This is a genomic window from Candidatus Mycolicibacterium alkanivorans (assembly GCF_022760805.1).
Taxonomy (GTDB): domain Bacteria; phylum Actinomycetota; class Actinomycetes; order Mycobacteriales; family Mycobacteriaceae; genus Mycobacterium; species Mycobacterium alkanivorans.
On sequence record NZ_JAIVFL010000001.1, the window covers coordinates 2,242,863 to 2,262,352 of the forward strand.

General features: G+C 67.8%; 21 protein-coding genes, 1 tRNA gene and 2 pseudogenes. 11 read left to right on the forward strand and 13 right to left on the reverse strand.

Translation table 11 applies throughout. The annotated features are described in order from the left end of the window. Nucleotides 1-77: 77 nt before the first annotated feature. Nucleotides 78-1,898: a pyruvate kinase gene (locus K9U37_RS11235; RefSeq protein WP_243071755.1), complete on the reverse strand. Its 1,821-nt coding sequence runs from the start codon at nucleotides 1,896-1,898 to the stop codon at nucleotides 78-80. A gap of 105 nt (nucleotides 1,899-2,003) precedes the next feature. Here K9U37_RS11235 and K9U37_RS20490 point away from each other — a divergent pair, with 105 nt between their 5' ends. Continuing rightward, nucleotides 2,004-2,171, forward strand: coding sequence for a hypothetical protein (locus tag K9U37_RS20490; RefSeq protein WP_372489501.1), 168 nt, complete (start codon nucleotides 2,004-2,006; stop codon nucleotides 2,169-2,171). 53 nt (nucleotides 2,172-2,224) lie between these two features. Here the strand turns inward: K9U37_RS20490 and K9U37_RS11240 are convergent, their stop codons facing one another. Continuing rightward, the gene (locus tag K9U37_RS11240) at nucleotides 2,225-2,392 is read right to left on the reverse strand and encodes a hypothetical protein (protein ID WP_243071756.1); all 168 of its coding nucleotides are present in this window, start codon (nucleotides 2,390-2,392) and stop codon (nucleotides 2,225-2,227) included. 201 nt (nucleotides 2,393-2,593) lie between these two features. On the opposite strand from K9U37_RS11240, the gene K9U37_RS11245 reads away from it, so the two are divergent. Then, nucleotides 2,594-3,088, forward strand: a complete 495-nt coding sequence (locus K9U37_RS11245; protein WP_243071757.1) for a YkgB family protein — start codon at nucleotides 2,594-2,596, stop codon at nucleotides 3,086-3,088. 87 nt (nucleotides 3,089-3,175) lie between these two features. On the opposite strand, the pseudogene K9U37_RS20495 reads toward K9U37_RS11245, so the two are convergent. From K9U37_RS20495 to K9U37_RS11270, 6 genes and pseudogenes are all read right to left on the reverse strand, one after another. Next, nucleotides 3,176-3,313, reverse strand: a pseudogene (locus K9U37_RS20495) (PIN domain-containing protein); the annotation flags it as partial. 942 nt (nucleotides 3,314-4,255) lie between these two features. Further along, nucleotides 4,256-4,690: a type II toxin-antitoxin system VapC family toxin gene (locus K9U37_RS11250; RefSeq protein WP_243071758.1), complete on the reverse strand. Its 435-nt coding sequence runs from the start codon at nucleotides 4,688-4,690 to the stop codon at nucleotides 4,256-4,258. Nucleotides 4,691-4,693: 3 nt separating this feature from the next. Further along, nucleotides 4,694-5,149, reverse strand: a pseudogene (locus tag K9U37_RS11255) (type II toxin-antitoxin system Phd/YefM family antitoxin). A 111-nt stretch (nucleotides 5,150-5,260) separates the two neighbouring features. After that, complete coding sequence (locus K9U37_RS11260) at nucleotides 5,261-6,616, reverse strand: ApeA N-terminal domain 1-containing protein (RefSeq protein ID WP_243071759.1); 1,356 nt, start codon at nucleotides 6,614-6,616, stop codon at nucleotides 5,261-5,263. 339 nt (nucleotides 6,617-6,955) lie between these two features. Beyond that, nucleotides 6,956-7,041: transfer RNA gene (locus K9U37_RS11265), tRNA-Leu, on the reverse strand. A 56-nt stretch (nucleotides 7,042-7,097) separates the two neighbouring features. Continuing rightward, the gene (locus tag K9U37_RS11270; RefSeq protein WP_243071760.1) at nucleotides 7,098-7,787 is read right to left on the reverse strand and encodes a sensor domain-containing protein; all 690 of its coding nucleotides are present in this window, start codon (nucleotides 7,785-7,787) and stop codon (nucleotides 7,098-7,100) included. A 95-nt stretch (nucleotides 7,788-7,882) separates the two neighbouring features. On the opposite strand from K9U37_RS11270, the gene K9U37_RS11275 reads away from it, so the two are divergent. Together K9U37_RS11275 and K9U37_RS11280 are read left to right on the forward strand one after the other, a co-directional pair. Continuing rightward, complete coding sequence (locus K9U37_RS11275) at nucleotides 7,883-9,226, forward strand: M20/M25/M40 family metallo-hydrolase (protein ID WP_243073337.1); 1,344 nt, start codon at nucleotides 7,883-7,885, stop codon at nucleotides 9,224-9,226. Nucleotides 9,227-9,250: 24 nt separating this feature from the next. Then, nucleotides 9,251-9,781, forward strand: coding sequence for a YbhB/YbcL family Raf kinase inhibitor-like protein (locus K9U37_RS11280; protein ID WP_243071761.1), 531 nt, complete (start codon nucleotides 9,251-9,253; stop codon nucleotides 9,779-9,781). An 82-nt stretch (nucleotides 9,782-9,863) separates the two neighbouring features. Here K9U37_RS11280 and K9U37_RS11285 read toward each other — a convergent pair whose 3' ends face one another. The 3 genes from K9U37_RS11285 to K9U37_RS11295 are packed head-to-tail and all read right to left on the reverse strand — an operon-like array spanning nucleotide 9,864 to nucleotide 12,168. Further along, entirely contained in the window at nucleotides 9,864-10,925 is a 1,062-nt protein-coding gene (locus tag K9U37_RS11285) for a quinone-dependent dihydroorotate dehydrogenase (RefSeq protein ID WP_243073338.1), read from the reverse strand. Continuing rightward, nucleotides 10,925-11,179, reverse strand: a complete 255-nt coding sequence (locus K9U37_RS11290; RefSeq protein ID WP_243071762.1) for a DUF5703 family protein — start codon at nucleotides 11,177-11,179, stop codon at nucleotides 10,925-10,927. Before K9U37_RS11290 ends, K9U37_RS11285 begins: the two co-directional genes overlap by 1 nt. Then, nucleotides 11,176-12,168 (reverse strand): YncE family protein, encoded by a 993-nt coding sequence (locus K9U37_RS11295; RefSeq protein ID WP_243071763.1) that lies wholly within the window; start codon nucleotides 12,166-12,168, stop codon nucleotides 11,176-11,178. Before K9U37_RS11295 ends, K9U37_RS11290 begins: the two co-directional genes overlap by 4 nt. Before the next feature lie 180 nt (nucleotides 12,169-12,348). Here K9U37_RS11295 and K9U37_RS11300 point away from each other — a divergent pair, with 180 nt between their 5' ends. From K9U37_RS11300 to K9U37_RS11320, 5 genes are all read left to right on the forward strand, one after another. Next, the gene (locus K9U37_RS11300) at nucleotides 12,349-12,660 is read left to right on the forward strand and encodes a hypothetical protein (protein WP_243071764.1); all 312 of its coding nucleotides are present in this window, start codon (nucleotides 12,349-12,351) and stop codon (nucleotides 12,658-12,660) included. A gap of 45 nt (nucleotides 12,661-12,705) precedes the next feature. Further along, nucleotides 12,706-13,539, forward strand: coding sequence for an undecaprenyl-diphosphate phosphatase (locus tag K9U37_RS11305; protein WP_243073339.1), 834 nt, complete (start codon nucleotides 12,706-12,708; stop codon nucleotides 13,537-13,539). A gap of 47 nt (nucleotides 13,540-13,586) precedes the next feature. Then, nucleotides 13,587-14,279, forward strand: coding sequence for a histidine phosphatase family protein (locus tag K9U37_RS11310; RefSeq protein ID WP_243071765.1), 693 nt, complete (start codon nucleotides 13,587-13,589; stop codon nucleotides 14,277-14,279). Nucleotides 14,280-14,349: 70 nt separating this feature from the next. Continuing rightward, nucleotides 14,350-14,934 (forward strand): Rv2134c family protein, encoded by a 585-nt coding sequence (locus K9U37_RS11315; protein WP_243071766.1) that lies wholly within the window; start codon nucleotides 14,350-14,352, stop codon nucleotides 14,932-14,934. Continuing rightward, nucleotides 14,931-15,749 carry an Rv2133c family protein gene (locus K9U37_RS11320; protein ID WP_243071767.1) on the forward strand — a complete coding sequence of 273 codons (819 nt, stop codon included), beginning with the start codon at nucleotides 14,931-14,933 and terminating at the stop codon, nucleotides 15,747-15,749. Before K9U37_RS11315 ends, K9U37_RS11320 begins: the two co-directional genes overlap by 4 nt. On the opposite strand, the gene K9U37_RS11325 is transcribed toward K9U37_RS11320, so the two are convergent. Beyond that, on the reverse strand, nucleotides 15,746-16,207 hold the full coding sequence (locus K9U37_RS11325) for an META domain-containing protein (RefSeq protein WP_243071768.1): 462 nt from the start codon (nucleotides 16,205-16,207) through the stop codon (nucleotides 15,746-15,748). The genes K9U37_RS11320 and K9U37_RS11325 overlap by 4 nt on opposite strands. Nucleotides 16,208-16,269: 62 nt before the next feature. Between K9U37_RS11325 and K9U37_RS11330 the strand changes: the two genes are divergently transcribed. After that, on the forward strand, nucleotides 16,270-17,031 hold the full coding sequence (locus tag K9U37_RS11330) for a 3'(2'),5'-bisphosphate nucleotidase CysQ (protein WP_243071769.1): 762 nt from the start codon (nucleotides 16,270-16,272) through the stop codon (nucleotides 17,029-17,031). A gap of 71 nt (nucleotides 17,032-17,102) precedes the next feature. Then, nucleotides 17,103-18,341: a cysteine--1-D-myo-inosityl 2-amino-2-deoxy-alpha-D-glucopyranoside ligase gene (gene mshC, locus K9U37_RS11335; RefSeq protein WP_243071770.1), complete on the forward strand. Its 1,239-nt coding sequence runs from the start codon at nucleotides 17,103-17,105 to the stop codon at nucleotides 18,339-18,341. 40 nt (nucleotides 18,342-18,381) lie between these two features. Here the strand turns inward: mshC and K9U37_RS11340 are convergent, their stop codons facing one another. Then, nucleotides 18,382-19,485, reverse strand: coding sequence for an acyl-CoA dehydrogenase family protein (locus tag K9U37_RS11340; protein ID WP_243071771.1), 1,104 nt, complete (start codon nucleotides 19,483-19,485; stop codon nucleotides 18,382-18,384). Between the last annotated feature and the right edge of the window lie 5 nt (nucleotides 19,486-19,490).

Genomic DNA, 19,490 nt, shown 5'->3' on the forward strand with positions numbered 1-19,490 from the left:
GGGTCATTGCGCCTCGCCCGGGCAATCCGGCGGGCCCGCGGCTCCGAATCCCTGATGACACCGCCAGGACCCTCTGACTAGGGCGCGACCGCCCGCCACGACTTCAGGCTGCGCAACAGCGGGTTCTTCTTGTACCCGTGGCCGGCCATCCGGCCCAGGATGTTGTCGAGCGTCGCGACCGCGTCGGTGATGTAGGGACCCTTGTTGAGCATCACGCACTCGGCCCGCTCCGCCATGGCCGCGTCACTGATCTCGGCGCGCGACGGCAGCCCGGTCTTGGCGAGCTGCTCGAGGACCTGGGTCGCCCAGATCACCGGTACGTGCGCCGCCTCGCACAGCCACAGCGTCTCCTCCTGGACTTCGGCCATCCGCTCGTAGCCGCATTCCACGGCCAGATCCCCGCGCGCGATCATCACCCCGACGCGGCGGCGGCGCATCGCCGTCAGCAGCAGCTGGGGCAGCCGGTCGAAACCCTGCCGCGTCTCGATCTTGAGCACGACACCCAGTTCGGTATCGCCGAGGCGGGCCAGCTCGTCGAACAACCGGATCACGTCGGCGGGTTCACGGACGAAGGACAGCTGGACGAAGTCGGCGAGTTCGACCACCGTCGCCAGATCGGCCACGTCCTTGTCGGTCAGCGCGGAGATGACCAGATCGGTGTCCGGCACGTTGATTCCCCGGCCGGCGTGCAGCTTGACCGTGCCGTGCGCGGGTTGGTCGATGCGGACGGCCAGGCTGTCGGGCTGCACGGCCACCACCTCGCCGCCGATCTTGCCGTCGTCGAAGAAGATTCGTTCACCGGCCTCGGCGGTGTCGAAGACCTGCGGCAGGGTGCATCCAATCCGGGGCGGCTCGTCGACGTCGACCGGCGCGGGTGTGCAGTCCCGCGTCAGGTGCACCACGTCGCCGGCTTTCAGCGTGATGGACTGCTCGACGGCGGCCAGTTCGCCGACCTCGGTCGCGTCATGCCCACCGGCGGCCACGAGGACAGTGCCCGTTTCCAGGTAAGTGGTCTTCTCGACCGTGACGACGAATCCGCCGGTGGCCGCGGCGGCGAGCAGCAATCGGCGCTTGGAGCCGCGGGTGTCGTGCAGCACCAGCTCGTCGCCCTCGGCGCGGCGGGCCAGCCAGTCGCCGTCCACCGGCACCGTGGTCAGGCCCGGTTCCGGTGGTCGGGCCGGCCGGCGCTCGCTGGTGAGCCATCCCCGCGCGGCCGCGACCACCTGGCCGCGGGCGTTGCGGCTGGGGCGCAGCCGGACGACCTGCGGCCCAGGTTCCAGCGGCCCGGTGCGCAGCTTGGGTCCGCCGAGGTCCATCGCCACCAAACACGGCCGGCCGGCGGCCGCCGCGGCGGATCTGACGTTGGCGGCCATGGCTTTCCACGCCGCCGCGTCGTCGTGGGCACAGTTGATGCGGGCGATCCGCATCCCGGAGTCGACGAAGGTGCGCACCAGGGCGGGATCGGTGGCCGCCTCCGACGGCAGGGTGACCATGATCCGCGCGGCACGGTCTTCGGCTGCCGGCCCCAGCAGTTCGGTGGCGTTGCGCGCGAGAAGTTGAGCACCCTGCCCGACGGCGGCGATCGCCTGCTCGTCGGCCACCCAGCCGCTGCCGCGCATTGCTGCGATCGCAGCCGACACCGACTGCAGGGTGGCCGCAACGTGGCCTTCGCTGCGACCGAGCGAGGACAATCCGAATCCGGCGAGGCGCTGTTGGAGGTCGCGCAGATCGACCTGCCGGATCGCCCAGTAGTGCACCAGATTGATTGCGCTGCAGCGATTTTCGCTGGTAACCGGAGCGATCCACGGTTGCCAGCGTTTCTCGGCATCGGCCAGCCGATCCAGGAGCGCGCCGACCTCGGTCTGCAGCCGCTGGAGTTGTTGCTCCACCCCGACCATGGCCCGACGCTAGCCAGACCAGGTTTCCAGCAGATGAACGATGCCAGGGATGTGACAATTGGCAATTTATCCTGCCGGCAATGGCCCCCGCGTGAACGGCCGTTCGTGGGTAACCATGGTGGCACGCCAACCAGCGATGCCGTCGTGCTCGACGGCACGGGTTTGCGCCGGCTGGCCGACGACTCGCAGGTGGTCGCGCTGCGCCGGCTGCTGTACTGCGGGGAGTGGATCCACAGCCACGCGCTGCACATCTATATGCCGGAGTGCAGCTGAGCCCTGTTGTCGCACAGGCCGTTCCGTGTGCGACGCGACTTGTCCTCGCCGAACTAGCCGCTGGCACGGTCCAGGAAGCCACGTACCAGTCGTCGTAGCCGGCGGGCGGCGTGGTCGACGTGACGGGTGGTGTGTTCGCGCAGATCCTCGTGGCGCAGCCCGAGGCGCTCCACGTCACGGGCGCTGTCGCGGTCGTCGCTGAGCTGCGAGTCGGCGGCCATCGAAGTTGCACGCAGGGAATCCGGCCCTTCGGGCCGCGGCGGTTGCCGTCGATGTAGGCCTAGAACCGGTGGTTTCTCCCTTCGCTGCCCCTCGGCGGCGGTGATTTCGGTCAGAACCGTTACCCCGGCAACACGTAACGGTCCGTGGGTTTGGGCGCACCCACCGTCTGTCGAGACACCCGTCGCATGAAAGGTTCACCAATGACAGCAATACAGGTTCACCGTGAGCAGCCCGTCGCACTCCCGGATTCGACGGTGTCCCGCATCGGCGCGCTGGCGGCGCGCTACGGCTTGGTCGTCGTGATCGGCTGGATCGGCGCACTGAAGTTCACCGCCTACGAGGCGCAGGGAATCCAGCCTCTGGTGGCGAACAGCCCGCTCATGAGCTGGGTCTACGCGATCGTCTCGGTGGCGACGTTCTCGTCGGTGCTCGGGGTCGTGGAACTGACCACCGCGGTGCTGCTCGCCGTCAAACCGTTGTTGCCGAAGCTGTCCGTCGCCGGCAGCCTTCTCGCGATCGGACTCTTCGTCGCCACGGTCAGCTTCCTGTTCACGACGCCCGGAATCGGCGAGCAATCTGCCGGAGGATTTCCGGTGCTTTCCCCGACCGGTCAATTCCTGATCAAGGATGTCGCCCTGCTCGGTGCCGCAGTGTGGACGCTCGGGGACGGGCTCAGAGCGGTCCGGCGAGCGTGAGCCGAAACGAAACGCCCCCGGGTGACCGGGGCCGACCGAATCGAGGAACTGTGCCTCGGCGATCGGACCGCCGAACCTGTCGATGAGGCAGCATGCCTCGGCCAGAACGGTGACCGGAAGAGACAACTCGTCGATCTGTTCTTCTAGCCAGCGGCGACAGCGTTCCTGTGCTGTGTCGGACCGATCCGCCAGCGCCACGATGACGTTGGTATCGACCAGGATCACAACGGCTGGTCAGTGGCCGAAGCCGTCAGCTAGCAACTCGTCCACATGCTGGGATAGGTCGTGGCGTCCGACTCTCGAAACTTCCAACAAATGCGGGCAGTGGTCGGCGCTCGGCTCCAGCACCTGTGGAGCGGGAGTGCAGGATCGGCTCGACGACGAGCAGCGCACGCTCGACCTGCTCGTCGTCCATCTCGTCGACGAGCAGATGTAGCTGCTCACGGGTAGTCATGGATCCATGGTGCCAGCCCCGTGCGACGTGCGGGGCGACGTTGTGGTCCGCTGCGCCGCCGACTACGAGTCCACGATTGGATGAGTCGATCCTCGGGTCGTTGCCTGTCGCCCAGGCCCGGAGGGGTGGTCTTGTTTCCAGCAGGGAATCGACTGTGCCGTACGCGCTGCGTGGGCTGCTGTTCTGCGCCGCGTGCGGCGGATGCAAGGCGTCGCCCGCACCGGAAAGCGAACGACACGCATTCTCTACCACTGCGAGTCTGGTGAGTAGCGTTCTGCATCCGCTGACCTCAGCGATCACCCGCGCACCGTCTACCTCCGTGAAGACGAGGTGACTGCGCGACTTGACGCATCGATCACAAGTTGCATCGCCGCATCGCTGAGCGCGACGAACTGAGGTCCCGGCTTGAGCGGACGGAGCGACCCCGCATCACGTCCGCCGCACAGATCAACGAATTAGTCGAGGAATTAGGCGGGCTCTAGTCCTCGGTGCGGCAACCGGCGCCGAACGTGCACAGGTGTAAGCCAGCCTGGGTCTGCGTCTTGACGACGACCCGTACCAGCGACGAGTCAAGGCGACGGCCGACCTAAGCCGTGTCGCCGGATGTGTCCGAGGGGGGACTTGGCCATCTGCGACACGGGTTGAGACCTGGCGAATCGGTACCTGATCGTCGTCCGTGCTGGGGAGACTCACTCTGGTGTCGGGCGGTCGGGCTAGGGGTCGAGTTGGGCGGGGGCGACTCGGCACCCGGCGGCTTGGGCTCCGGTGTGCAGGCGTCGGTCCCAGACGGCGATGATCAGGCCGGGGTCGCCGACTGCCAACGCGCTGGCCAGATGGACAGCGTCGGCTCCGCGCAAGGCATGGGCTCGGGCGAGGTGGCCGGCGTGCTGTTCGACCGTCGCGGTGAGTTCGATTGGGCGGGTGGCGGCCCAGAAGTCCTCCCAGTCACGCTCGGCTTCGGCGAGCTCGGATTCGGTTAGGTCGTGATTGCGGCCTGCTGCGGCGAGTGCGGCGCGGACTTCGGGGTAGGCCAGGCGGCTGGACAATGCGGCGTCGCAGCCGTCCCATAGCGCGGACGCCAGCGAGCTCCCTGTCTCGGTGGTGAGAAGTTTGACGAAGGCGCTGGCGTCGAAGTAGACGAGCGGCACCGGTCAGCGCCGCTGGTCGCTGACCCGGTCAGACACCGGCCGCCGCGGTCGGGGCCGGGACCGACCCGCAGCGACGGGCCGCTGCGCGGTGGCCTTGCCAATCACGCCTTCGGCCGTGAGACGCTCCAAGGTGCCTGCGCTGTCCAGCGCAGCGAGTCGCGCGACCGGAATCCCGCGGTCGGTGATGACGACCTCACCACCAGCCCGAGCTCGATCGAGCCAATCGCTGAGGTGCGCGCGCAACTCGGTCACGGATACATCCACACCGTGAACTGTACACTCACTGAACCATGATTTGTACATCTCACTATTGAGCGCGGCAACGACGACCTGAGGGATTGACCTGCGCAAGCCGGAGGCGCGGTCGGCAACGGGCCGGTACACCGATTCGTCCGCGGTGCTCGTGACGCCGAGACGGTCGATGTCATGGTGGCTGGTCGCCTTCCGGCCAAGCTGCATCCGAAGGTGTTGCGGCGGACGGTGTTTGCCGTCCCCGGTGGGACTTCGGCGCAGCTGGCGTTCGTAGTCACCTGCATGGCGACGGCAGCGCCTCGGTGTCGGGCGCCGGGTTTAGCTTGCAGCAACGAGCCTTTGAATTCCCTGCTTGAGGTGCTGTGTGCGGTGACTGCTGGTGATCGCCTTCATTGGCGTTCTGTTGCCAGCGACCCGATTCAACAACTCTCCCAGTAGTAACAGTTGGCCTGAGTCGCCAAGAACCTCGATATCCCTTGGATCGTATTCGTATGACGGAGCGTGCTTCAAGCTGGTGTAGGCGTCCCAGAACAGTTGGCTCCACTTGTCTAGGTCACCGACGAAGTCTGCAAAAGCCGGACCAACGTGGCGCCCGATCGACATTGGTAGCGGTTCGTTCGTCTTCTTTCGTAGCCGACGCGGTAGCGCCCAGGCTCGCCGTAGCTTTTTGTGGAGGTTGGTCCAGTACTCCATCCCGACAGCCAGTTCGATTAGATGGACCTCTATGCCGGTGCGGCCGTACCTGTATGTGTTCGTAATCGGACCCGTCGCACGCCCGTGTTCGTGGTCAAGACGGATCCAGTTGCGGAGCCCTTTAACGCCGCCGATGTGCCCGAGGTAGAACAACGGGACCTCCGTCATCGACTTCGGGCTCGATACACCGCCTTGGCGCGGCAGCGCCATCAATCGAGAGTTCCAAAGTGTGGCAGAGTCGCGGGGGCTGCCGTCGTCTTCGATCTTGAATTCAACCCTCGCTTGCTCCGCTGGCACGAATCCTTCGTGGGCGAGATTGATCAGATCTTGGACGGCCAGTAGCGGCACAAGGTGGTCGTGCCACTTCCGCGGTGTGCGGCTTGTTGTCCCCACCACGAGCGGCGCATTGATCGTTCGCCGGTCGTCAGGGCCGTCAACGTGCCACGTCGAGTCCAGCTTCAAGTTGAAACCGCGTCTGATCCCCAATTCAAGAGGGTCCACCTCAACCGTTTCAGCCTTGTATTGCTTCCCCCGACTACCGCTGGGAGGAACGATTTCCTCGCGAATGCTGGTTAGCCCCGCCCATCTGGTCACCTGTGGAATCTCAAGCTCCACGGCGAGAAACTTGTCGTCCTTGAGCGCCGCAAGGGGCACGTTCACTATCACACCGCGTGTCCGAACAGTTTGGGTGGAAGCTCGTTCCCCCATCACGTTCGACTGCGAGATGCCGGCGATATCGAAGAAGATGGAACGGGTCACGTTCGTCATCGCGTAGATCGTGTCTGGCAGAGCAAGTCGCTCGCGGTTTGTGCCGAACTCGCTGTTGTACTGGCGAGTGCGCAAGGTGCCGATGTGGAATAGGTCGTCCTCGGCTAGCCGCACGTAGCCATCTGCTGCCTTGTCGAGGTTGTACACATCGCCGAAATTCATCCAGAAATGGCCGAGTGTCCCATCCATCGTTTCACGCAGTCGATCCCCCATGACCGGATCGTTGCACCAAGAGGCCGAAGGCGGCACGCGCGACACGCGACCCGACCCGGGCCGCGCCCCCGTAGCTAACAGCCGCCCCGCAAGACTCACTGGCTGCCAGAGACGCGAGCCCGCTGAATGCGTCATGCTCTTCTGCGGTCGTCCTGTGCTCGCTCCGCACGAGCACCACGGTGACACCCCGCGGCATAGCACCGCAATGGGATATTCGCCGTTCCCGCCGTACGACAGATTTAGGACATCAACGCGATGCCCAATCGATATCAGCAAATGAATACAACCCGCTCCTATCCAGTTCAGAGCGGGCTTTCTATATTTTTAGCTAACAAATTGTGTCCGAGGGGGGACTTGAACCCCCACGCCCGTTAATAGGGCACTAGCACCTCAAGCTAGCGCGTCTGCCATTCCGCCACTCGGACTCGGTATGGGCAGCTAAGGCTATCGGATCGACGGCCAGAGCCCCAAACCAGCCGGATCAGGCGGCGGGCAGCCGTCCCGCGATCTGACCGGCGATCGCCGCCGCGGCCGAAGTCGGGCCGTCCAGGCTGCACGCTTCGACGTCCACCGCCACGTTGCTGTGCACCGTCAGCGCACGCTGGCACGACCACTTCTCCGGGTTCTCCTGCACCCGCGACACCGCCAGCACGTCGCGGTCGGTGCTGGTCTGACCCACCGACCACACCTGCTCGGGTCCCAGCGGCTGGGGGTAGGTGAGTTCGCGATTCGAGCAGCCGGCCCACCGTTGCTGCGAGGTGGTGAAGAACTCGGCGGCCGCCTGCGCGGTCGGGAAGAGCACCACCGCCTGCACCGCGTAGTGCGACCAGGCCGGGGCGGTCGGCGGATCGCGCACCACCTGCCCGTGCACGGCGGTCGAGCCGCTGTCGGCGTAGACGCTCTGCTGCGCGGCACCGGCGACGGCCAGGCAGTTGACGTCGGCCAGCCGGCCACTGTCGTTCCACGCCTTGGTCACGTCGGAGGTGACTACCACGTCGTCGCTGGCCAGCGCCGTCCCCACGTCTGAGGCCGACAGCAGCAGCGTAGGCAGTGCATCGGCGGTGGTCAGAAGGACCCGTTCGGCCGGCATCGCGGTGCCTGCGGTGGTGGCCGCGCAGCCGCTGACCGCCATGCACAGCAGTGCCGCGAGGGTGGGGAGGCGGCAGGTCACCGGCAAATCAAACCCCATCCCGGCGTGTTGCGCACGTGGTTCAAGAGAAATGTGTGGTATTGCCAAGGCGTCGCCCGACCGGTGGCGCGGTGCCAATGGTAGGAAAGGTGACTGTGACAGAACCCGTCGACGAGGTGGTCGACCTCGTCAGCGCACTCATCCGGTTCGACACCTCCAACACCGGCGAACTCGACACCACCAGGGGCGAGGCCGACTGCGCGCGATGGGTGGCCGAGCAGCTCTCCGAGGTCGGCTACGACGCCGAGTACCTGGAGTCCGGTGCGCCGGGGCGCGGCAACGTCTTCGCCCGCCTTCCCGGCGCCGACCGCAGCCGGGGCGCCCTGCTCATCCACGGCCACCTCGACGTGGTCCCGGCCGAACCGGCGGACTGGAGTGTGCATCCCTTCTCAGGCGCCGTGGAGGACGGCTACGTCTGGGGCCGCGGAGCCATCGACATGAAGGACATGTGCGGCATGATGATCGCCGTCGCACGCCACTTCAAATGCGCCGGCATCGTCCCGCCCCGCGACCTGGTGTTCGCCTTCGTCGCCGACGAGGAGGCCGGCGGCAAGTACGGCGCACGCTGGCTGGTGGATAACCGGCCCGATCTGTTCGACGGCGTCACCGAGGCCATCGGCGAGGTGGGCGGTTTCTCGCTGACGGTCCCGCGCAAGGACGGCGGGGAACGCCGCTTGTATCTGATCGAGACGGCCGAGAAGGGCATGCTGTGGATGCGGCTGAAGGCCCGCGGCCGGGCCGGGCACGGCTCGATGATCCACGACGACAACGCCGTCACGGCGATCGCCGAAGCCGTCGGCCGGCTGGGCCGCCACCAGTTTCCCCTCGTCGTGCATCCCGCTGTCGACGAGTTCCTCACCGCTGTCGCCGAGGAGACCGGCTACACCTTCGATCTCGACGGGCCCGATCTGGACGGCGCCATCGCGAAGTTGGGTCCGATCGCCCGCATCGTGGGTGCGACCCTGCGGGACACGGCCAACCCCACCATGCTCACGGCCGGTTACAAGGCCAACGTCATCCCCGCGACGGCGGAAGCGGTGATCGACTGCCGGGTGGTCCCGGGGCGTCAGGCCGCTTTCGAGCGCGAGGTCGACGAGATCATCGGCCCCGACATCACCAGGGAGTGGATCACCGAACTACCCTCCTACGAAACCGAATTCGACGGTGATCTGGTCGAGGCGATGAACGGCGCACTGCTGGCCACCGACCCCGAGGCCCGGACGGTTCCCTATATGCTCTCCGCCGGAACTGACGCCAAACACTTTGCCCGCCTTGGCATTCGGTGCTTCGGCTTCATCCCGCTGCGCCTGCCGCCGGAATTGGACTTTGCGGCGCTGTTCCACGGCGTCGACGAGCGGGTACCCGCCGAAGCGCTGCAGTTCGGCACCCGGGTGCTCGAGCACTTCTTGAGAAACTGCTGACCCACACCGAAAGGATTGCCAGTCATGGCTTTTGACTACAACCCGTACGACTTCCTGCCCAAGCTGCCCGGCTTCACCCTGACGAGCACCGACATCTCCGACGGCAAGCCGCTGAAGAACGCTCAGGTCAGCGGCATCATGGGCGCCGGCGGCGAGGACGTCTCACCGCAACTGAGCTGGTCGGGGTTCCCGGAGGAGACCCGCAGCTTCGCCGTCACCGTCTTCGACCCGGATGCCCCGACGGCGTCCGGGTTCTGGCACTGGGCGGTGGCCAACCTGCCGGCCACCGTCACCGAGTTGCCCTCCGGTGTGGGTGACGGCTCCCTGCTTCCCGGCGATGCCCTGACCCTGGTCAACGACGCCGGTGTGCGCCGCTTCATCGGTGCCGCCCCGCCGGCCGGCCACGGCTACCACCGCTACTTCGTCGCCGTGCATGCGCTCAACGTGGAGAAGCTCGAGCTCTCGGAGGACGCCAGCCCGGCCTTCCTCGGCTTCAATCTGTTCCTGAATGCGACTGCGCGCGCGGTCATCCACGGAACCTACGAACAGAAGTAGTCACCTTCCATCGCCGAGCAGACGCAAACGTTCCCGACACGCCGGGCGAATGGGCGCCTTTGCGTCTGCTCGCGGAAGGGAACTAGTGCGCCGCCGAGCCGACAGCGTCGCTCAACGACGAGAACCCGTCGGCATGCAGCCGGGCGGCGATACCGTCGTGAATCTGCTTGGCCCACAAGCCGCCCCCGTAGACGAACCCGGTGTAGCCCTGCAGCAGTGAGGCGCCCGCGGTGATCCGCTCCCACGCGTCGTCGGCGGTCTCGATCCCGCCCACGCTGACCAACGCCAGCCGTTCGCCGACCCGCGCGCGCAGCCGGCGCAGGATCTCCAGCGAACGCTGCGCCACCGGAGGCCCGGAGATCCCGCCAGCGCCAAGGTCATCCACGCCAGGGGTGCGGATGCCGGCCCGCGAGATCGTGGTGTTGGTGGCGACGATCCCGGCCAGTCCGAGTTCGACGGCCAGATCGGCGACGGCGTCGACGTCGTCGTCCGACAGGTCGGGCGCGATCTTGACCAGCACCGGCGCCGTCGTTTCGCCGAGCACCGCACTGAGGATCGGGCGCAGCGACTCGACGGCCTGCAGGTCCCGCAGACCGGGGGTGTTCGGGGAGCTGACGTTGACCACCAGGTAGTCGGCCAGCGGGCCGAGCAGCCGTGCGCTGGAACGGTAGTCCTCAGCCGCCTGCTCGGGCGGGGTGATCTTCGACTTGCCGATGTTGACCCCGATCGGCACGTCGGGGTGGTGTCGGGCGAGCCGCAGAGCCAGTTGTCCGGCGCCGAGGTTGTTGAAGCCCATTCGGTTCAGCAGGGCCCGGTCATCGGGCAGCCGGAACAGCCGCGGCTGCGGATTGCCCGGCTGCGGCGCGGCTGTGACCGTGCCGACCTCGGCGTAGCCGAAACCCAGCGGGCCCCAGGTGTCCAGTCCCAGGCCGTCCTTGTCGAAGCCGGCGGCCAGCCCGAGCGGTCCCGGGAAGCGCACCCCGAACACCGTGCTGGCCAGTGCCGGGTCGTGCGGGGCCAGCCGGCGGCGCAGCTGCTTGCGGGCGGTTTCGGTGGCGGTTGCGGCGCGCAGCGCGGCGAACACCAGCGTGTGGACACGTTCGGGGGGCACCAGAAAGAGCGCCCGCCGCAGTGCGCCGTACATCATTGGCCGGGCTGGTCGACAGTGGGGTTGTAGATTCGAGACTTCTTGCGCCGCAACAACACCCGTCGACTTCCGTCGGTGTACAGCCGGACCCGGGTCAGCTCCCAGCCGCGGTACTCGGCCTCGATGGACAGCCGAATCGACGCGCTGATGCGGGTCACCTCAGGCGCAAGCCGCAGCGGAATCCACTCGTAGTCGTCGGACAGGTCGACTTCCCAGCTCGCGGGCATCCGGCCGCGGTGCGCGGTGCTCATCGGCCACCGGCGGCGTTGCGGATGACCTGCACCCCGGCGCCCGACCCCGACACGACGTAGAGCGTGCCGGACTTGTCGTCGAAGGCCAGCGAGTTCGGCTGCTGCACGGTGGGGTAGCGCACCTTTTCCACGGGGATTCCTGTAGCGAGATCGTAACCAATCACCACGTTCGCCGCGGTCTGGGAAACCCACGCGAGTTGCCGCGATCCGGCCAGCCCATAGGGCGCCAGCGGGACCGGGTAGGCCTGCCGCTCGATCAGCGGGTCCACGCCGAACACCAGAAGCTGTCCGCCGCGGGTGTCGGCCACCAGGACCCGGCCCAGCGGGTCGGCCGCCAAGGTCGTGGCACCCTCACCGGCCCGCAGGGACTGCCGGGTCTTTCCGGCGCTGTCCAGCGCGGTGACCGACGTCTGCCCACGGTCGAGGACGACGGCGTTGTCGCCCTCGGCGACGATGGCGTCGACCCGGGCGAAGATCTTGACCTTCTCGGACACCGTGGTGTCGGTGGCCAGCGTGTAGGCGGCGCCGTCGGCGCTCCCGAGCACCAGGTGCCCGTCGGCCCGCCGGGCGATCGCGGTGAAGTCGGTGCCGGATTCGTCGGTGACCTCCACTCGTCGCGAGGTGCCCGTCGCCAGGTCCACGGTGAAATAGCCGCCCCGCGTCGACAGGTAGGCCGTACCCTGCCCGTCACCGGCGATCGCGCTCGCCGGGCCGGGCAGCGTGAGCGGCCGCGGCGGCCCGGACGGCCCGACCACGGTCACCGTCGCCGCGCCCTTCGGGTCGGCGGCGGGGGTGAAGACCACCAGCGCCGACATGTGCGCGTCGAACAACGCGGCCTGCGGACGGCCTGCCAGCGGCAGGATCTGACCGGCGGGAGGGGTGCTCACCGGCGGCGATACCGCGGCGGTGGCGGGCTCGATGGTCGGCGGAGGTGCGCTGAACGGGTTTGACGAACACCCGGTGGCGATCACCACTAGGGCCGCAAACATGCTCGCGTAGCTGCGCAAACCGGCGCTGTTTACAAGCGTTGGCAACGGGTGGCCCCCGGACGTGTTCAAGATCGAGCGATGCAGTCGCCCACTGTCGATCACAGATTCTAGGTGTCCGGCGAGGAGACAATCTGCCGCGTATGTCTCCTCCGACCGAATAAGTCGCGTTATGGTGACCTCATGACGCTGGCCGCGACCCCAGAATCCGAGGGACAAGAGTTCGCCATCGAGGACATCTCGACCGGTGTGTTCGCCAACGGTTTCGGGCACCTCGGCGACGGTCGCAGCTTCTCCTTCCACGTGCACCGGGGCCAGTTGGTGGTCGAGATCTACCACCCACGGCTGACCGGCCCGGTGCCGCACGCCGAGGACGTGGTCGCCACGGCGACCCGCAGCATCGGTGATTTCGACGTCGACGACACGCGCAGCCTGATCGCCGTATTGCGCGACGCCGTCGCCACCGCGCAGCCCGTGCCTCGCCCGGCGCGCTGAAACAACAGGTTCATCAAGTACGGTCGGCGCGTGGATGTCGCGCCGATGTCGTGGTTGCAAGTTGTCGTCTTGTCGATCGTGCAAGGGTTGACGGAGTTCCTGCCGGTGTCGTCGTCGAGCCACCTCGCGATCGTGTCCCGGGTCTTCTTCGCCGGTGATGCCGGGGCGTCCTTCACCGCCGTCTCGCAGTTGGGCACCGAGGCCGCCGTGATCATCTACTTCGCCCGTGACATCGGCCGCATCCTCAAGGCCTGGTTCAACGGGCTGTTCGTCAAGGCACACCGGGACAACCTCGACTACCGGCTGGGCTGGTACGTCATCATCGGCACAGTGCCGATCGTCGTGCTCGGTGTGGCGTTCAAAGAGGTGATCCGCGGCGAGGTTCGCAACCTGTGGGTGATCGCCATCGCGATGCTGGTGTTCTCCGCCGTCATCGCCGCCGCCGAGTACTACGGCAGGCAGACCCGTCATATCGAACAGCTGACGTGGCGCGACGGCCTGCTGGTGGGTCTCGCCCAGTGTCTGGCGCTGGTGCCCGGGGTATCCCGTTCCGGATCGACGATCAGCGCCGGTCTGTTCCTGGGGCTCGACCGCCAGTTGTCGGCGAGATTCGGCTTCCTGCTTGGTATTCCGGCGGTTGTGGCCTCGGGACTGTTCTCGCTGCCCGACGCCTTCCATCCGGTGACCGAGGGGATGAGCGCCACCGGCGCGCAACTGCTGGTCTCCGTCGTCATTGCCTTCGTCGTCGGCTTCGCCGCCATCGCCTGGCTGTTGCGGTTCGTCGCCCACCACGTCATGTACTGGTTCGTGGGGTACCGGGTGGTGCTGGCGCTCGTGGTCATCGCGCTGCTGGGGACGGGAGTCGTGGCCGCGCAATGACCGCCGGCGACGATGCAGAGCGACGCGATGAGGAGGAGCGGCGCTAAGTGACAGTCATCTTGCTGCGCCACGGCCGCTCGACGTCGAATACGGCGCACACCCTGGCTGGGCGCACCGAGGGCGTCGAACTCGACGACAAGGGCCGCGCCCAGGCCGACGCGATCGTCGAGCGGGTCGACGGCCTGCCGATCAAGGCGCTGGTGCGCTCGCCGCTGCTGCGCTGCCGGCTGACCCTCGAGCCGCTCTCGGCGGCACTTGGCCTCGAGCCCGTGGTAGACGACCGGATTGCCGAGGTGGACTACGGCCAGTGGACCGGGCGCGCGCTGAAGGATCTGGTCAAAGAGCCGCTGTGGTCGGTGGTACAGCACCAGCCCAGCGCCGCGGTCTTCCCCGAGGGTGAGGGTCTAGCCCAGGTGCAGGCCCGGGCGGTGGCAGCGGTCCGCGAGCACGACCGGCGTCTGGCCGAGGAACACGGCGCGGACGCCCTGTGGGTGGCCTGCACCCACGGCGACATCATCAAGGCCGTCATCGCCGATGCGCTCGGCACGCACCTGGACAGTTTTCAGCGCATCACTGCCGATCCGGCGTCGATGAGTGTGATCCGTTACACGCCGATCCGCCCGTTCGTCATCCACGTCAACCACACCGGCGGCCAGCTGGCGTCGGTCCTGAGCGCTCCACCACCCACGGAGAGCACTGACACCGGTGACAATGCCGTCGTCGGCGGCTCCATGGACTAGAACATTTCGGTGTCGCGGCACGCCCCGCCAATTACGGCTGAGCTGCTTGTGCCGGTATTTTGGAAGTGACATGCCCCGCGCAATTCACGTCTTCCGCACTCCCGACCGATTTGTGGCCGGGACCGTCGGGCAGCCCGGAAACCGGACGTTCTACTTGCAGGCCGTGCACGACAGCAGGGTCGTCTCCGTCATCCTGGAAAAACAGCAGGTCGCGGTGTTGGCCGAACGGATCGGCGCCTTGCTGGTGGAGATCAACCGCCGGTTCGGGACGCCGCTGCCGCCGGAAACCGAGGTCGAGGACCTCAGCCCGCTGATCACCCCCGTCGACGCCGAATTCCGCGTCGGCACCATGGGGCTCGGTTGGGATTCCGAGGCCCAGACCGTGGTGGTCGAGTTGCTCGCGGTGACCGATACCGAGTTCGACGCGTCGGTGGTGCTCGACGACGCCGAGGAGGGCCCCGACGCGGTGCGGGTGTTCCTCACCCCGGAGTCGGCGCGGCAGTTCGCCTCCCGCTCGCATCGGGTGATCTCGGCCGGACGCCCACCCTGCCCGCTGTGCGACGAGCCGCTCGATCCCGAGGGCCACATCTGCGTGCGTACCAACGGATATCGGCGCGGCGCTTTCAGCGGGGCCGAGGACGACCTGGGCTCGTGAGCGCCGCCGACCAATCCCCGGTCCGCGATGTGCTGTCGCGCGGTGAGTTGGAGGTCATCGGGCGAATCCGGTCGGCCAGCAACGCCACCTTCCTCTGCGAGGCGAGCCGGGACGGCCAGACCGTGCACTGTGTCTACAAGCCGGTGGTGGGGGAGCAGCCGCTGTGGGACTTCCCGGACGGCACGCTGGCCGGCCGCGAGCTCGGCGCCTATCTGGTGTCGACCGCCTTGGGCTGGAACATCGTGCCGCTCACCATCATTCGCGACGGTCCGGCCGGGCCGGGGATGCTGCAGCTGTGGGTGGATCAGCCCGGCGATGACGAACGTGGCGAGCCGACCGGTCCCGGACTGGTCGACCTGCGCGCGCCGGGATCGATTCCGGCAGGCTATCTTTCGGTGCTCAACGCCTACGACTACGCCGGCAACGAGGTGACACTGGTGCACGCCGACGATCAGCGGTTGCACCGAATGGCGGTCTTCGACGTGATCGTCAACAACGCCGACCGCAAGGGCGGCCACATCCTGGCCGGGGTGGACGGCCGGGTGTACGGCGTCGACCACGGGGTGTCGCTGCACGTTCAGGACAAGCTGCGCACGGTGCTGTGGGGCTGGGCCGGCAAGTCGATCGACGACGAAACCCTCGAAGCGGTGGCCGAACTCGGCGAGGAGCTGGCCGGGCCGTTGGCCGAGCAGTTGTGTGAGCACATCACCGACGCGGAGGTGGCGGCGCTGCGCCGGCGGGTTCGTGCGCTGCTGAACGAGCCGGTGATGCCGGGACCGGACCTGCGCAGGCCATTTCCCTGGCCCGCGTTCTAGCGCTTCTTCGGTCCACCCGTCTTGTGGTCGGGCTCCCAGTGCAGGACGGCCCCGTCGGCCAGCAGGGACATGTGCAGCAGGCCGTCCTTGATCAGGAATCCGCGCACGTAGCCCAGTGCGGTGGACACCTGGTTCTCCAGCGACGGCTGCGGGCACGCCATGCGGGTGGTGGCGATCGGGCCGAACGATAGGCTTCCGGAGTCCGGCGACGCCGCGCTGGCCTGCCAGGTCGAAGTGCCGCGGTTGCAGTCGATGCGGAACGCGGCGCGGCCGTCGGTGCCGAATTCCACGGTGTACCTCGACGGGTCGTCGACGGCGGTGGTGCCCTGCTCGTCGTTCATCGACTCCAGGCTGAGCAGCCGCCAGCTGGTGCCGCCCAGCGGGTGCGGCGCCGGCGGCGTCGACCCGCAGGCTGCCAGGGCCAGGACGGCGCTGCCGAGGAGCCACAACACGCGCATTCGCTGCAATCTACCCGCGGGGCGGCGGGCGGTGCTGATCGTGATTCGGCGATACTGGCACGGTGAGTGTGACCGACGCGGAGCTGGCCGCCGACCTGGCCGAGGAGGCCGGGCGGCTGTTGCTGAGGGTTCGTGAGGAGGTCGGCCACGACTTTCCGCCCGCGCTCGGCGACGCAGGCGACGTTCGGGCCAACGCGCTGATCCTGCGTCGGTTGCGGGAGGAACGCCCCAACGACGCGGTGCTGTCCGAGGAGGCCTACGACGACCTCAAGCGCTTACAGGCTGATCGGGTGTGGATCATCGACCCGCTCGACGGCACCCGCGAGTTCTCCATGCCGCGGCGACCGGACTGGGCGGTGCACGTCGCCCTGTGGCAACGGACGGGCGGGCCCGACGGCACCATCACCGATGCGGCCGTGGCGCTGCCGGCCGTGGGCGAGGTGCACCGCAGCGATACCGTGACCGCCCCCTCGGCGCCACCGTCCGGTCCCATCCGCATCACCGCGAGCTCCAACCGGCCGCCGGCCGTGCTGTGGCGGCTGCGCGACCGCCTGGACATCGACTTCATCCGCATCGGATCGGCCGGGGCCAAGGCGATGGCCGTGGTTCGCGGCGACGCCGACGCCTACATCCACGCCGGCGGCCAGTGGGAGTGGGACTCCGCCGCCCCGGCCGGTGTGCTGCAGGCCGCGGGACTGCACGCCACTCGTTTGGACGGCTCGCCGCTGCGCTACAACCAGCCCGACCCGTACCTGCCCGATCTGCTGATGTGCCGGCCGGAGGTGGCCGATCTGCTGCTCGATGCGATGTGGCTGGCCAGCTGAGCGCGGGAATCAATTCGGGCGCCCGGTTGTCGTGTGTGGCGATGAACAACGAACCCCCTAGAGTCGAGGCCATGCAGTCGTGGCCGGCCGTCGAGATCCCGCAGCTGCCCGGTCGCGGGCCGGCGCTGCGGCTCTACGACAGTGCAGACCGCCAGGTCCGTCCCACCACGCCGGGAGACACCGCGACGATGTACGTCTGCGGGATCACGCCCTATGACGCGACGCACCTGGGTCACGCCGCCACGTACCTGACCTTCGACCTGGTCTACCGGGTCTGGGTCGACAACGGCCACCAGGTGCACTACGTCCAGAACATCACCGACGTCGACGACCCGCTGTTCGAGCGGGCCAATCGGGACGGCGTCGACTGGCGCGAACTCGGTGCCCGGGAGATCCAGCTGTTCCGCGAGGACATGGCGGCGTTACGGGTGCTGCCGCCGCGCGACTACGTGGCCGCGACCGACGCGATCGCCGAGGTGGTCGAACTCGTCGAGAAGCTGCTGGCCTCCGGCGCGGCCTACGTGGTCGACGACCCCGAGTTCCCGGACGTCTACTACCGCGCCGACGCCACCCCGCAGTTCGGCTACGAGTCCGGCTGCGACCGCGAGACGATGATGCGGTTGTTCGCCGAATGCGGCGGCGACCCGGGGCGGCCGGGCAAGGCCGATCCGCTCGACGCCCTGCTGTGGCGCGCCGCCCGTCCCGACGAGCCGAGTTGGCCGTCACCGTTCGGCCCCGGGCGCCCCGGCTGGCACGTCGAGTGTTCGGCAATCTCGTTGGACCGCTTGGGTTTCGGATTCGACATCCAGGGCGGTGGCAGTGACCTGATCTTCCCGCACCACGAGTTCTCCGCCGCCCATGCCGAATGTGCAACGGGGGAGCGGAGATTCGCACGCCACTACGTACATGCCGGGATGATCGGCTGGGACGGGCGCAAGATGTCCAAGAGCCGAGGGAACCTGGTGCTGGTGTCGCGGCTGCGCGAGCAGGGTGTCGATCCCTCGGCCATCCGGCTCGGTCTGCTCGCCGGCCATTACCGCAGCGACCGGTTCTGGAGCGACGACGTGCTGGCCGAGGCCAATGCCCGGCTGGCGCGGTGGCGCAGTGCCGCCGCCCTGCCCGCCGGACCGGATGCAGCAGATCTCGTCGGCCGGCTGCGCGAGTACCTGGCCGACGACTTGGACACCCCCAGGGCGCTAGCCGCGGTGGACGGGTGGAGCGCAGACGCACTGGAGTACGGTGGACACGATCCGTCTTCGCCCGCCGCCGTGGCGGCGGCCGTCGACGCTCTGCTGGGAGTGTCGCTGTAGCTCGCGGCTCGAAGAGCGCGAGAGACGAAGTGAAATCCCGCTACAGCGTGGCGATGTCGTAGCTGCCGACCTGCCCGGACAGGTAGCGAAGCTGATCGGTGGACGACCCCAGCGTCTGCTCGATCCCGGTGAGCCGCGCCGCATAGTGCGCCACCGGATACTCGGCGGTCATACCGATACCGCCGTGCATCTGAATGGCTTCCTGGGCGATGTGGCGTCCCGAGCGTCCGATCTGCAGCTTGGCCCGCGCCGCGACCAGCGGGTCGAGCCGTCCGTCGGAAATGCACACGGCCGCGTAGTAGTTCATGCTGCGAGCGAGCTCGAGCGAGACGTACATGTCGGCGGCGCGCTGGGTGAGCGTCTGGAAGGTCTTGAGCGGCACGCCGAATTGCTTGCGCGCCTTCAGGTATTCGGTCGTCAGCCGCAGCGCCTCGTCCATGGCACCGACGGCCTCTGCGCACAGCGCCGACGAGTACCGGATCAGCGTTGCGTGGATGCGGTCACTGGCGTCGCCGCCGTCACCGAGCGGTTGCGCGGCGACGCCGCCGAATGTGATCTCGGCGCCGCGCTGGCCGTCGAAGGTCCGGTAGCTGTGCCGGGTGGTTGTCCCGGCATCGACCAGGAAAAGGCCGGCCCCGCCGTCGGGGAGGCCGGCGGTGACGACGAGCATATCGGCCGAATCACCGGCCAGCACAGGGTTTTTGCGACCGGCGAGGGTCCACGAGGCGCCCTGTTGGGTGGCGCGGGTCGACAACTCGTCGGAGCCGCGCAGGCCCGGCTCGAGATGGGCGAGGGCGAGCAGCTTCTCGCCGCCGGCCACCTCGTCGAGCAACGCCCGCTGCTCGTCGCTGCCGAGTTCGGCGATCACACCGCCGGGGATGAGCGCGGCCGCGGCGACCGGTTCGGGGGCCAGCCGCCGTCCGATCTCGGTCATCACGACCATGATCTCGATCTGGCCGGACTCCTCGGGCTCGAAACCCAAACCGAGGATGCCGATTTCGGCCAGCTGGTGCCACACGTCGCGGCTCCATCCGAGTTCGGACTCCACCACCTTGTTGCGGCTCTCGGTGTCGTAGCTGCGGCCCAGCACATCGCGTGCGGTATCGGCCAGCAGTTGCTGTTCTTCGGTCAGGTCAAAGTTCATGGCCG